The following is a 12,915-nucleotide window of genomic DNA, read 5'->3' on the forward strand; positions in this document are numbered from 1 at the left end:
GGCATGAACTGTGTTTCCGCCACCATGCCGGGTCCGTGGGCAGCGAAGCTGACCGGCGCCTTCGAGATCCTGCTCGGCCGTCCGCTGTCGAGTTTCGACGCGGACGCCACCTATGCGACGTTCTTCGGCGGCAACCTCATCGACGAGCTCGGCTTCGCGCGTGACGTCGCCTGGGTGACCCCGGCCGCCCTCGCCGGCGCCGAGCCGGTCGTCTGGGACTGCCCGATCTTCGACGTGGACGAGCCGCCGACGACGTTCGACGCGAGCCGGTCGGTCTTCGAGTTCGACAAGGCGGGGCTGCCGCCGGAGTTCGCGTCGGACCTGGCGGCGGTGTGCTTCGCGGACCGGCTCGTCCTGGGCGGCGATCTGGTTCCCCTGCTCGCCCGGCACGACCTCGCCGGGCCCGGCCTGCGGGACGCCTGGACCGTCAGCCACCCGCGGCTGGTCTCCGACGGCACGCTCTTCGACGCGATGCGGGTCGCCACCGCGCTCGGCACGGGCCCCGAGAGCCTGCTCCCGTTCGAGGCGGAGGCGGCCGAGGAGTGGCAGGAGGCGCTGGGCGGCCTCACCCCGCCCGAACTGTTCACCCACCTGAGCTTCTTCTGCACCGACGGCGAGGAGGGGCTGATGTACCTGCGGACCGAGCGCACGGGTGGCGACCTGCTCGGCGACGTGGGCTGCACGCTGATCGCGAACTGGGAGGAGGGGCAGAGCCAGGTCGAGTTCGCGGTCGTCCGGGTCGGCGAGCTCCTGGCGGCGCCGCGCCCGTCCTGACGGACGGGCCGGGCCGCGCGTCGAGCTCGATGGGGGTCAGGCCGGGCGGTAGGGGCGGAACGTGCGGCGCAGGTCCGCCACCCATTCCCCGGGGATCTCCCAGGGGATGAAATGGCCGCCGCGGTCGTGGGCGGTGATGTCGACGTGGTTGTACCAGGCGCCCCGCTCGCCGTCGACGAAGCCCTGGATCCGCTGTTCGCCGGTCGTCACGCCGGGCGGGTTCTCGTAGCCGACGAACGTGATGCCCGTGGGCGCCTCGACGACCGGCCACCGGTCGTGCGACGGCGTCCAGGGGTAGCGGTTGTTGTTGGCGTAGGTGCGGATCGAGCTGTCGATCGTGTTGCCCGCCCAGAAGATCGTCGCGTGGGTGAGCAGGTCGTCCTTGGTGAACACGTTCTCGATGTCGCCGCCGTTGTCGGACCACTTCGTCCAGCGTTCCAGGATCCAGGCCAGCATGCCGGCGGGGGAGTCGGCCAGCCCGAAGCCGAGCGTGGACGGCGCCAGCACGTGCGCCGCCAGATGCACCGCGAACCGCCTGTCCAGCTCGACGATCCGGGCGTGCACGTCGGCGGGCAGGCCGTCGGGGATGGGCATGCCGCCGCTCAGGTCCCAGGCGCGGTCGCCGTTGAACATGGTGAGCTTCTGCGCCGAGCCGATGTGGACGGCGTACAGCTCGTCGGCGTACTTGTGGCCGAGCTGCCCGGTGACCAGCGCCCCGACGTCGCACCCGGCGGCGGCGTACCGGTCATGGCCCAGGACGCCGGTCATCAGCTCGTGCCACACGTCGGCGATCTTCCAGAAGTTCATGTCCGGCCGGTGGTCGAGCGGGGCCGAGAAGCCGAACCCCGGCAGCGACGGCACGATCACGTCGAACGCCTCCGCCGGATCGCCACCGTGGGCGCCCGGATCGGCGAGCGGGTCGATCACCTTCGACCAGTGCCAGAACGTCCAGGGCCAGCCGTGGCTGAGGATCAGCGGCACCGGGGCGGGGCCGACGCCGGGCTTGCGCATGAAGTGCACGGGCACGCCGCCGACGTCCACGCGGTAGTGCTCGTAGGCGTTGATCGCGCGCTCGGCCGCACGCCAGTCGAAGCCGCCGGCCCAGTAGGCGACCAGGTCGCGCAGGTGGTCGCCGCGCACGCCGTAGAAGCCGTCCTCGTTCCCGGCGGTGGCCGGCCATCTGGTCAGGGCGAGCCTGCGGCGCAGGTCGTCGAGCACCTCGTCGGGGACGTGCAGCGGTTCTGGGCGCAGCGGGAAGGGGCGATTCGTCAAGGGGACCGTTCTCCTAGTCTTCGACACGCGCGGCGATCTCGGTCAGGCGGCCCAGGAGGCCCGCGTACCGGGCCAGCGCCGCGCGCTCGTCATCGCTCAGGTGCTCCACCAGGCGGGCAACCCGCGCCACCCGGTCGGCGCGCCGGGAGCGGACGATGCCCATGCCCTCCTCGGTGAGGGTGAGCAGGACGGCGCGCCCGTCGCGCGGGTCGGGACGGCGTGAGACCAGCCCGTCCCGTTCGAGCTTGGCCACCAGGGTCGTGAGCGCGGGCTGTTTGAGCTGTTCCGTCGCCGTCAGGTCGGTGAGCCGCATCGGACCCTTGCCCGCCAGCGTGTGCAGCACGGACAGGGTCGAGAAGCTGAGCCGTCTGACCGAGGGCAGCCGGATGAAGTACGTGTTGAACTCCTCGATCGCGCCGACCAGCTCGTCGAGGTCCAGGGCGGGGCCGTGGCCCGCCTGCGAAGATGCCACGACCCATTTATATCGAACTTCGATGTAAGTGAGGAGGGCCGACTTTCGGTGGACTAAACCGTTATTAAGGGGGAGGACGCGGCCGGCAGGTCGGTCTCCGGATCGAAGAGGACCTTGGACAGATGGTCGACGCCGTGGCACACGGCCCCGATCGCCACGCACTCGTCCCCGAGCACGGAGGCCCGCAGCTCGGGCGTGCGCAGGCACATCGTCTCCAGCTCGACCCGCAGCGGCTCCATGAGCACGTCCGCCGAGCGGGAGAAGCCCCCGCCGAGCACCACCAGGTCGGGATCGACGGTGAGGGCCATCGCGGTGGTGGCCAGCGCGAGCACCTTGACGTAGCGCAGGACGGCGCGGCGTGCCTCGACGTCACCCCGCCTGGCGGCCTCGAACACCGCTCCCGCGACCGCCTCGGGCGGTGTGCCGGGCTCGACCGAGGGGACGGCCTGCAGGAGCTCGCCCACGTAACCGAGGTTGAACAGCGGATGCACGCCGATCTCGCCCGCCGCGCCGCCGCCGCCGCGCAGGGGGACCCCGTCGAGCACGACGGCGGCGCCGGCCCGGCGGCCGACGTGCAGGAAGACCAGGTTCCGCGCGTCGCGGGCGATGCCCCTGCGGCACTCGGCCAGCGCGGCGAGCCTGCTGTCGTTCTCCACCAGGACGGGGCAGCGCAGCCGGGCGCCGAGATGGTCGGCCAGCGGCACGTCCGACCAGTCCTGGATGGCGCGCGAGAGCACGACGCGTCCTTGCAGGTCGACATAGCCCGTGCTGCCCGCGACCGCGAGCCAGACGTCGGAGGCGGCGGTGCCCGAGCCGGTCAGGCAGGACTCGATGGCCCGGTCCACGGTGGCCAGGCGCTCGGTGCGCGGCTGCTCGGGGGAGGCCGGCTCCCGCGTGGTGTGCAGGACGTTGCCGTCGAGGTCGGCCACGACAGCGAGCACCTTGTGCGCTCCTATGTCGAGCCCGAGTACCCGGCCGGCCTCGGCGTGGAACCGGTAGCGGCGCGCGGGCCTGCCCTTCTCCCCGCCGTTCGGATCCATCTGGATCACCCAGCCCAGCTCCATCAGGTCCTTGACCACCACCTTGATGGTGGCTCTGGCCAGGTCGGCGCGCTCGGCGAGCTGGGTCAGCGTCGCCGGCCCGCCCGCGCGCAGGGCCGAGAGCGCGGCGATCGCGTTGAGCCGCCGGAGCCGCTGAAGGTCGCCGCCGGTCACGGAGAGCGTCACTGAGAACCCTTCTTGACGAATCTTAATGGTGAGCTACATCATAAATCCAGATCGAGGCGCTCACCCAGAAAAGAGGCCAGATCATGGGCGTGGCCGCGGGCGGTTCGCGGCGACCGGAAGCCGAGCGCCATGGTACGACCCGCCGCCCACCCTGTCACTGACCGCCGATCCCCACCCCCCGACCCCTCAGGGACCTGTCTTGCTGCTGCCGCGACCCGTCCATCTGACCCGAGACGGCGGGGAACCCTTCGCCCTCACCACGACCACAGTGATCGCCGCGCCTCCCGGGCTCTCGCGGGTGGAGGGCTGGCTGCGTACCGTGCTGTTCCCGGTGACCGGCCTGCCGCTGCCCCCCGGAGCGCCGGGGCCCGGCGCGATCGAGCTCACCCTGACCGACGGGCTCGGCCCCGAGGGCTACCGCCTGACCGTACGCCCGGACGGGGTGCGCATCGAGGCCGGTGACGCGGCCGGGGCGTTCTACGGCGCGCAGACCCTGCGCCAGCTGCTTCCGCCCGACGCCTTCCGCAGCGGCGCGGTCGGCGAGCGGGACTGGCACCTCGCCCCGGTCACCGTCGCCGACCGGCCGCGCTTCCGGTGGCGGGGCTGCCTGATCGACGTGGCCAGGCACTTCCTGCCCAAGCCCGACCTGCTGCGGTACATCGACCTGCTGGCCGCCCACAAGCTCAACGTGCTGCATCTGCACCTCACCGACGACCAGGGCTGGCGGGTGGAGGTGACGGGATATCCGAAGCTCACCGAGGTCGGCGCGTGGCGCAGGGAGAGCCCGCTCGGTTCCCGCCGGGACGACATGTTCGACGGCCGCCCGCACGGCGGCTTCTACACGCAGGAGGACCTGCGGGAGATCGTGTCGTACGCGGCCGACCGGTTCGTCACCGTGGTGCCGGAGATCGAGCTGCCCGGACACTCGCAGGCGGCCATCGCGGCCTATCCGGAGCTGGGCAACCTCGACGAACGGCTGGAGGTCGCCACCAGGTGGGGCGTCTCGCCCAACGTGCTCAACGTCGAGGACGCCACGCTCGCCTTCTACCGGGACGTGCTCGACCAGGTCATGGACATCTTCCCCGGCGAGTACGTCTGCGTGGGGGGCGACGAGTGCCCCAAGGAGCAGTGGCGGCGCAGCCCGTCGGCCCAGCGGCGCATCCGCGAGCTCGGCCTGCGCGACGAGGCGGAGCTGCAGAGCTGGTTCATCCACCGGTTCTCCGACCACCTGGCGGCGCGCGGGCGCCGCCTGCTGGGATGGGACGAGATCATCGAGGGCGGCCTGCCGCCGGGGGCGACGGTCGCGTCCTGGCGCGGGACGTACGGCGCGGTCGTGGCGGCGAAGGCCGGGCACGACGTGGTCACCTGCCCCTTCACCGAGCTCTACCTCGACTTCCGTCAGTCGGACCGCTCCGACGAGCCGGTCCCGATCGGCAGCGTGATCTCCTTACGCGACGTCTACGCCTACGAGCCGGTGCCCGCGGAGCTGACGGAGGCCGAGGCCGGCCGCGTGCTCGGCGCGCAGGCCAACCTCTGGACCGAGCACATCGACTCGCCCCGCGCGCTCGACTACATGGCCTTCCCCAGGCTCTCGGCCTTCGCCGAGGTCGTGTGGAGCCCCGGCGGAGGCGACTACGAGGACTTCCGGGCACGGCTGCACCACCACGAGCGACGGCTCGCCGCGCTGGGCGTGGAGTACCGCAAGGAGACCGGCCCCGAGCCGTGGCAGACCCGGCCGGACGTCCGCGGCTGGCCGCGGGAGCGGGCGGAGACCGAGGCCGAGGTGGCTGCCTGGACCCGCGACCTGCGGCGGAACCACAGCGAAGGGAAGCGGTCATGATCAAGCGCCTGTTCGTCATCCTGGTCGGCCTGTCCCTGCTCGGACCGGTCGCCCCGGCCCAGGCGGCGGCTCCCCAGGTGTCGGCCTACTTCAGCAGGCCGAGCGTCGACGGCACGCTCGACGGCTCCCTGCTGACCAGGCTGCTCGACCTGATCAACCTGGCCGCCCCCGACTCCACCCTGCGCGTGGCGACCTTCGTGCTGGAGATCGAGGCCGTCAAGGACGCTCTGGCGGCGGCGCACGACCGGCGTGTCGACGTGCGGGTGGTGTCCGAAGGGTCCGGGTCCCACCCGTTGCTCGACGAGCTGGCCGCCGCCGGCGTGCCGGTCACGCTCTGCGACAGGGGCTGCAACGGGCCGGACACCGACATCAGCCACCACAAGTTCTTCGTGTTCAGCCGGCTCACGGACGGCAGGACCGACGTGGTCGTGCAGAGCTCGCAGAATCTCAGCCCCGAGAACGGCATGCACCAGAACATGCTGATCAGCACGGGCGACGCCGGGCTGGCCGACGGCTACCGGCAGGCGTTCGACACGCTGGCCTCCCGGGTGCGGACCACCTGGCGGGCGCCGTTCACCTCCACCAGTGGCAAGGTCACGGTCTGGATGGAGCCCCGCGACACCGCCTACGACCAGACCGCCTACGGCAGCGCCGACCTGGTCGCGGCCATGATCCGCGACGTGGGCTGCCCCGGCACGATCCGCGTGGCGCAGTCGCAGTTCGCCACGGACCGGCCGCTGGTCATCGCCGAGCTCAAGGCGAAGAAGCAGCAGGGTTGCGACGTCCAGGTGCTCGTGGCCGAGGGCAACCAGACGGTCGCGACCGCCCAGGAGCTCGCCAAGGGCGGGATCGTGGTGCACACCTTCCGGCCCGGCGGCTGCCGCTACCCGGCGGGCGGCACCTGCGCGCCCGACGGCCTCCACTCGAAGGTCGTCCTGGTGGACGGGCCGTCGGCGGCGGCGGGCGGCGCGCGGCGCAGCTACGTCTACACCGGCTCCCACAACCTCAACAACGGCTCCCTGACCGCCTCGGACGACTCCTTCGTCCGCGTCGACGACGCGGCGACCTACGCGCTGTACGACGCGGACTTCACCTCCATGCTGGACGAGATGATCAAAATCGTCCCCAGGGCCTACCCGGGGGCCGGGCTCCAGATGGCCGCCAACGGCCCCGACGACCAGCGCGCCCCCAGGGCGGCCGCCATGCGATCCGGCTACACGGCGGTGACCTGGGAGGACGACCGCGACCGCGCCTCCGTGGACGGCACCGAGATCTACGCGCGCATCTACCGCGACGGGCAGCCGGTGACCGGCCCCGTGAAGGTCTCCATGGGCGGGGTCGGCTGCGCCACCGGCTGGAACCACGTGCAGCCGTCGGCCGGCGTGGACGACGCGGGCAACGCGTACGTCGCCTGGGCCGAGGACGGCGACTGCCGTGGCGAGCACAACATCGCGGTGCGCAGGCTCTCGCCGTCGGGCACGCTGAGCCCGGCGATCTGGGCCAACGAGCCGCAGTGGAGCGGCGACCAGACCCGGCCGAGGATCGCGGTCCGCGGCGGCGGCGGGTTCACGGTGGTGTGGGAGGACGGGCCGAGCGGAACCGTCCGCGCGGCCGGTTACTCCTCCCTGACCGCCCGCGCCTTCGCCCCGCTCCAGGTGGGCACGGGCGACCGGCCGGACGTGGCCGTCGACGGCGCGGGCGCCGCGACCGTGGTCTGGCAGCAGGCGCCCGACGTGTACGGCAGGCGGATCTCGGCGACCGGCGCGACCGTGGCGCCCGCCACGAGGATCAACACCAACGCCGCCACCCAGCACCTGGCCCCCGCCGTGGCCACGACCCCGGGCGGCGACAGCGTCGTGGCCTGGAGCGACAACGTGGCGGTCACCGGCGGCGACGTGACGACCGTCTGGCGGGTGCGGACGCGGGGCCTGACGCCGTCCCTGGGACAGCGGTTCGCGGAGACCCCCGTCGCGTTCGGGCAGTACGCGCCGAACGCGCCCTCCGACGGCGGCAAGGAGTACCCGCCGCTGTGCGGGGAGGTGTCCTCGGTGGACAGGTGCGCCGTCCAGGGGACGCCGTCCGTGGCCGTGGACGACACCGGCCGGTTCGTGGTCGGCTGGACCGAGTCCGACGCGTGGAACGCCGGCCGCTCCCACGAGGTGTACGCCCGCGGCTTCAACGCCGACGGGACGACGACCGGCCGCTTCCCCTGCGAGCGCATGAACCCGAACACGGTCGGCGACCAGTCGGGCACCGCCGTCGCCGCCGACGGCCGCGGCTTCCACCTGTTCTACGTCGAGGACTTCGACGTCAACGGATACGGCGACGTCGTGGCCAGGACGGGTTTCACCAACACCGGATTCTGAGCCCGCCGCCGTTCACCGCCCGCCGCCCCCGCGCGGGCGGACCCGCCGAGATCGAGACCTGATCATCACCCCCGACGCCGTCCTCCGGCCTGCCCGCCGACGGCTTACAGAGAAAAGGAACGCCCATGCGCCTGCGTATGGCATTGGCCGCCGCCCTGGCGATGACCCTGGCCGGTTGTGGCTCCGGCACCGACACCACCAGCACCAAGTCCGGAAAAGTCACGATCAGCTACGCGATCTGGGAGAAGAACGACCAGCCCAGCACCCAGAAGATCATCGAAGCCTTCCAGAAGCAGCACCCCGACGTCACGGTCAAGCTTGAGATCACCCCATGGGACCAGTACTGGACCAAGCTCCAGACCGCGGCCACCGGCGGCGCGGCCCCCGACGTCTTCTGGATGAACAGCCTCAACGTCCGGATGTACGCCAAGGGCGGCGTGATCGCCCCCTTCGAGAACGCCGACGTCAGCGCCTTCCCGCAGGCCATCGTGGACGGCTACCGCTACGACGGCAAGCTCTACGGCATGCCGCGTGACGTCGGCGTCCCCGTGCTCTGGTACGACAAGGAGCTCTTCGACAAGGGCGGCGTCGCCTACCCGACCGCCGACTGGACCTGGGACGACCTGCGGGCCGCCGCCAAGAAGCTGACCGACCCGGCCAAGAAGCAGTACGGCCTGCTGGCCCCCCTGTGGGACCAGGGCGGCTTCTACCCCACGATGGTCCAGGCCGGCGGCCACGTCATCTCCGCCGACGGCAAGAAGTCGGGCTTCGACGAGCCCGGCTCGATCCAGGGCCTGGAGTTCTGGACCGACATGATCAACAAGGACAAGGTCGCCCCGCCCGCCCAGGCGACCACCGACACCAGCCCGGTGCAACTGTTCATGACCGGCAAGTACGCCATGTACTACGGCGGCTCCTGGCTCGCCACCACGTTCAAGGCCAACACCGAGCGCGGCGACAAGGTCGACGTGGCGCCGCTGCCCAAGGGGCCCGCGCAGGAGGCCGTCATCCTGCTCGGCCTGGCCAACGCCGTCTCGGCCAAGAGCGAGCACCCGGCCGAGAGCGCGCAGTTCGCCCAGTTCCTCTCCTCCGACGAGGCCGAGAAGATCCTCAGCGACGCCGGCGGCGCCTCGGTCTCCTCCCGCGCGGGCACCCAGGACGGCTGGTTCAACGCCTTCCCGAACTACCGCCTGAAGGAGACGTTCGACGCCTCGATCCCGAACGGCGTGCCGTACCCCGTCTCCCTCAACACCGCCAAGTGGCAGGACGTGCAGAACAAGGTCCTGGCCGAGGCGTGGGCGGGCAAGCGGCCGACCGCGGAGGCGGCCAAGGAGATCGCCGCGCAGATGAACGAGATCCTGGCCAAGGAGTAGCCGATGGTGCTGACCGAGGAACGGGCCGCCGCCGTCGGGGCGGCGGCCCCGCCGGGGCGGCGGTCGCGCCGCGACTGGCTCTGGGGTTACGCGCTGATCGCGCCCATGGCCCTCGGGCTGGCCGTGTTCTACCTGTGGCCGATCGTCCAGACGCTCTATCTCAGCTTCACCGAGTCCGGCGTGTTCGGCGGGCAGACATGGGTCGGCCTGGACAACTTCGTCGCCCTCTTCGGCGACGAGGAGATGGTCGGCGCGCTGCGCAACACGCTGCTCTACTCCGTGCTCGTGCTGATCGGGGTGCCGCTGTCGATCGTGATCGCGGCGCTGCTCAACGTGCCGGGGCTGCGCGGGCTCGGCTTCTACCGCACGCTGTACTTCCTGCCGGTGGTCACCATGCCCGCCGCCGTCGGCCTGACCTGGCGCTACCTGTACAACGGCGACTTCGGGCCGATCAACTACCTGCTCGCCCAGGTGGGCATCGACGGGCCCTACTGGGTGTCCGACCCCGAGTTCGCGATCTACGCGATCGCGGTGGTCGGGATCTGGACCTCGCTCGGGTACAACGCGGTGCTGTTCCTGGCCGGGCTGCAGGGCATCCCCAAGCACTACTACGAGGCCGCCTCGATCGACGGCGCGGGCAGGTTGCGGCAGTTCTTCCGCATCACGCTGCCGCTGCTCACACCCACCACGTTCTTCGTCACGGTGATCACGCTGATCAACGCGTTGCAGGTGTTCGACCTGGTCTACCTCATGATCGACACCAAGAGCCCGGCGCTGGCGGGGAGCCGCACCATCGTCTACCTCTTCTACGAGCAGGGCTTCGTGCAGAACAGCCGCGGCTACGCCGCCGCGATCGCGGTCGTGCTGCTGGCCCTGATCCTCCTGCTGACCGCCGTCCAGTTCAGGCTGCAGAAGCGGTGGGTGCACTATGAGTAGGCGCTGGATCGTGCACGCGGTCCTGCTGGCCGGCGGGCTGATCATGATCACGCCGTTCGTCTGGCAGCTCGTGGTCTCGCTGCAGACCATGACCGAGTCGATGCGGGTGCCGCCCACGGCGGTCCCCTCCTGGCAGTGGCACAACTTCGCCGACGTGTTCCAGACCGTGCCGCTCGGGCGGCAGTTCCTCAACACGGTGATCGTGACGGTGGCGGTGACGGCAGGGCAGCTCCTGCTGTGCTCGCTGGCGGCCTTCGCCTTCGCGCGGCTGGAGTTCCCCGGGCGCGGGCTGGTCTTCATGCTGTTCCTGGCCGTGCTGATGGTGCCGGGGGAGCTGTTCCTGCTCCCGCGGTACGAGATCATGCAGGGGCTCGGGTGGCTCAACAGCCTCCAGGCGCTCATCGCCCCCGGCGTCTTCGGGGCCTTCGGCACGTTCCTGCTGCGGCAGTTCTTCAAGACTCTGCCCAAGGAGCTGGACGAGGCGGCGCGGCTGGACGGCGCCAACCCGCTGCAGATCTACTGGTGGATCATGCTGCCGCTGGTGCGGCCCGGCCTGCTGGCGCTCGGCCTGCTGACCGTCATGTGGTCCTGGAGCAGCCTGCTCTGGCCGCTGGTGGTCAACACCGACCCGGAGATGATGACGCTCTCCGCCGGGCTGGCCTCGCTGCGCGGCCAGTATCTGACCAACTACCCCATCCTCTTCGCCGGGTCCGTCGTGGCCTCGCTGCCGGTGATCGTTCTCTTCGTGGTCATGCAACGGCAGCTGATCGCCGGGATCGCGTTCACCGGCTCGAAGGGCTGATCCGCAAGCCTTTTATCCCGATATTTCACCTATTGAGGAGCAAGTGTGTCTTCGTTCCGTAAGTGGATCGTTGTCGCCTTAGGCGTCACTCTGGCCTCGACAGCCTCACCCGCACAGGCCGAGCCGAAGCCCGTGGACGTGCAGCTGCTGTCCTTGACCGACTTCCACGGCTACATCACCCCGCAGTCCAACGCCACCGACGGCACGATCAAGGATCCGCAGGGGAACACCCTGGTGGTGGGTGGCGCGCCGTACATCGCGACGCATCTCGACCGGCTCAGGCAAGGCCGCAAGAACACGGTCACGTTCGCCAGCGGTGACAACTTCAGTGGCTGGCCGACCGAGGTGTCCTACCACGCCGACGAGCCCACCATCGAGTTCCTGAACAAGATCAAGGTGGAGTTCACCGCGGTCGGGAACCACGAGCTGGACCGGTCGCTGGGCTTCCTGCGCGACCACATGGGCAAGGGCGAGTGCTTCGGCGAGATCGGGCTCGACAGCTGCTTCACCGACTCCGACGGGCAGCAGTTCTCCGGCGCCGACTTCACCTTCTCCACGGCCAACATCGTCCAGAAGGGCGACGACCGGCCGGTGCTCCCGCCGTACGTGATCAAGCGCTTCCAGGGCATCCCCGTCGGGTTCATCAACCTGACCACGCCCACCACCGTGGACGGCTCCACCTCCTACCAGCCGTCGCTGGACAACCTGCCGCTGGTGGAGACGGCCGACAAGTACGCCGCCATCCTCAAGGCGCGCGGCGTCAAGGCCATCGTCGCCAACGTGCACGAGGGTGGCAAGGCCGGGGAGGACTACAACGGCTGCGGCGAGCCGAAGGGCGGGCCGATCTGGGACTTCGCCAAGAACGCCTCGGCCGACATCGACGTCATCGTCACGGGCCACTGGCACTGGTACTTCACCTGCTCGCTCCCCGACCCCGCCGGCAACCTCCGCCCGGTCGTCGAGGCCGCCAACCACGGCCGCCTCATCAGCGAGATCAACCTGAAGCTCGACCGCCGCACCCGTGACGTCATCAGGCCCGAGACCACCGCGGTCAACCACCCGGTGACCCGCGACGTCACCCCCGACCCCGCCATGGTCAAGCTGGTCGACCACTGGAACGCCAAGACCAAGGAGACCTACGCCAAGCCCTACGGGACCATCACCGGCGACCTCACCAGGACCCGCGACGCGACCGGGCAGAGCACGCTCGGCAACACCGTGGCCGACGTGGAGTACTACGACTCGCAGCAGACCGAGGGCGGCAAGGCCGACCTGGCCATGGCGGCCGTGGCGCCGACCAAGGGCTCGAACTCGCTGCGCGGCGACCTGAAGTTCGCCAAGGGCACGAACCCCGCCGACGCCGACGGCCGGGTGCTCATGGGCGAGTCCTGGGCGGCATGGGGTTACGCCAACCCGGTGCTCACCGTCTCGGTCAAGGGCGCGCAGATCGAGCAGGCCCTTGAGCAGCAGTGGCAGACGCAGGCCGACGGCACCGTGAAGTTCGCCCCGCTGGCCGTGTCCAAGAACGTCCGCTTCTCCTACTCCCCGAACCGGCCCGTGGGGGACCGGATCAATCCCGCGGACGTGGTGATCAACGGGCAGCCGCTCGACATCGGCAGGACATACCGGCTGGCGGCGCTGGCGTACACGCTGATCGGCGCCGACGGCTACACGGCCTTCGCCGGGTACACCGACGCGGTGCGCGGCAACCGCGACTACGAGGCCATGCGGGCCTACCTGCGACAGGGGCCGCTGACCCCGCCCGCCCTGGACCGCGCGATCCGGCTCCCGTAGGACTTCCCGTGCGGGGGGACCGGCCGTCCCCCCGCCCCCCCGGGGTTCGGGACGCGCTGG

Annotated in this window: 10 protein-coding genes; 7 read left to right on the forward strand and 3 right to left on the reverse strand. The window is 70.7% G+C overall.

From position 1 onward, the window contains the following. Positions 1-3: 3 nt before the first annotated feature. The gene (locus ABZ815_RS43295; protein WP_357707369.1) at positions 4-774 is read left to right on the forward strand and encodes a hypothetical protein; all 771 of its coding nucleotides are present in this window, start codon (positions 4-6) and stop codon (positions 772-774) included. Between the two features lie 36 nt (positions 775-810). Here ABZ815_RS43295 and ABZ815_RS43300 read toward each other — a convergent pair whose 3' ends face one another. The 3 genes from ABZ815_RS43300 to ABZ815_RS43310 are packed head-to-tail and all read right to left on the reverse strand — an operon-like array spanning position 811 to position 3,744. After that, positions 811-2,046 carry an epoxide hydrolase gene (locus ABZ815_RS43300; protein WP_357707370.1) on the reverse strand — a complete coding sequence of 412 codons (1,236 nt, stop codon included), beginning with the start codon at positions 2,044-2,046 and terminating at the stop codon, positions 811-813. Positions 2,047-2,059: 13 nt separating this feature from the next. Continuing rightward, the gene (locus tag ABZ815_RS43305; RefSeq protein ID WP_357707371.1) at positions 2,060-2,518 is read right to left on the reverse strand and encodes a MarR family transcriptional regulator; all 459 of its coding nucleotides are present in this window, start codon (positions 2,516-2,518) and stop codon (positions 2,060-2,062) included. A 53-nt stretch (positions 2,519-2,571) separates the two neighbouring features. Next, the gene (locus tag ABZ815_RS43310; protein ID WP_357707372.1) at positions 2,572-3,744 is read right to left on the reverse strand and encodes an ROK family transcriptional regulator; all 1,173 of its coding nucleotides are present in this window, start codon (positions 3,742-3,744) and stop codon (positions 2,572-2,574) included. 199 nt (positions 3,745-3,943) lie between these two features. Here ABZ815_RS43310 and ABZ815_RS43315 point away from each other — a divergent pair, with 199 nt between their 5' ends. The 6 genes from ABZ815_RS43315 (at position 3,944) to ABZ815_RS43340 (ending at position 12,855) form a co-directional block, all read left to right on the forward strand. Next, positions 3,944-5,584, forward strand: a complete 1,641-nt coding sequence (locus ABZ815_RS43315; protein ID WP_357707373.1) for a beta-N-acetylhexosaminidase — start codon at positions 3,944-3,946, stop codon at positions 5,582-5,584. Further along, the gene (locus tag ABZ815_RS43320) at positions 5,581-7,950 is read left to right on the forward strand and encodes a phospholipase D-like domain-containing protein (RefSeq protein WP_357707374.1); all 2,370 of its coding nucleotides are present in this window, start codon (positions 5,581-5,583) and stop codon (positions 7,948-7,950) included. Before ABZ815_RS43315 ends, ABZ815_RS43320 begins: the two co-directional genes overlap by 4 nt. Positions 7,951-8,075: 125 nt before the next feature. Continuing rightward, entirely contained in the window at positions 8,076-9,323 is a 1,248-nt protein-coding gene (locus ABZ815_RS43325; RefSeq protein WP_357707376.1) for a sugar ABC transporter substrate-binding protein, read from the forward strand. A gap of 3 nt (positions 9,324-9,326) precedes the next feature. Further along, entirely contained in the window at positions 9,327-10,259 is a 933-nt protein-coding gene (locus tag ABZ815_RS43330; RefSeq protein ID WP_357707377.1) for a sugar ABC transporter permease, read from the forward strand. Further along, positions 10,252-11,061, forward strand: coding sequence for a carbohydrate ABC transporter permease (locus tag ABZ815_RS43335; RefSeq protein WP_357707378.1), 810 nt, complete (start codon positions 10,252-10,254; stop codon positions 11,059-11,061). The genes ABZ815_RS43330 and ABZ815_RS43335 overlap by 8 nt, the downstream gene beginning before the upstream one ends. A gap of 45 nt (positions 11,062-11,106) precedes the next feature. Then, the gene (locus ABZ815_RS43340) at positions 11,107-12,855 is read left to right on the forward strand and encodes a bifunctional metallophosphatase/5'-nucleotidase (protein ID WP_357707380.1); all 1,749 of its coding nucleotides are present in this window, start codon (positions 11,107-11,109) and stop codon (positions 12,853-12,855) included. Positions 12,856-12,915 lie beyond the last annotated feature (60 nt).

It is taken from the genome of Nonomuraea sp. NPDC047529 (assembly GCF_040642995.1).
Classification (GTDB): Bacteria; Actinomycetota; Actinomycetes; order Streptosporangiales; family Streptosporangiaceae; genus Nonomuraea.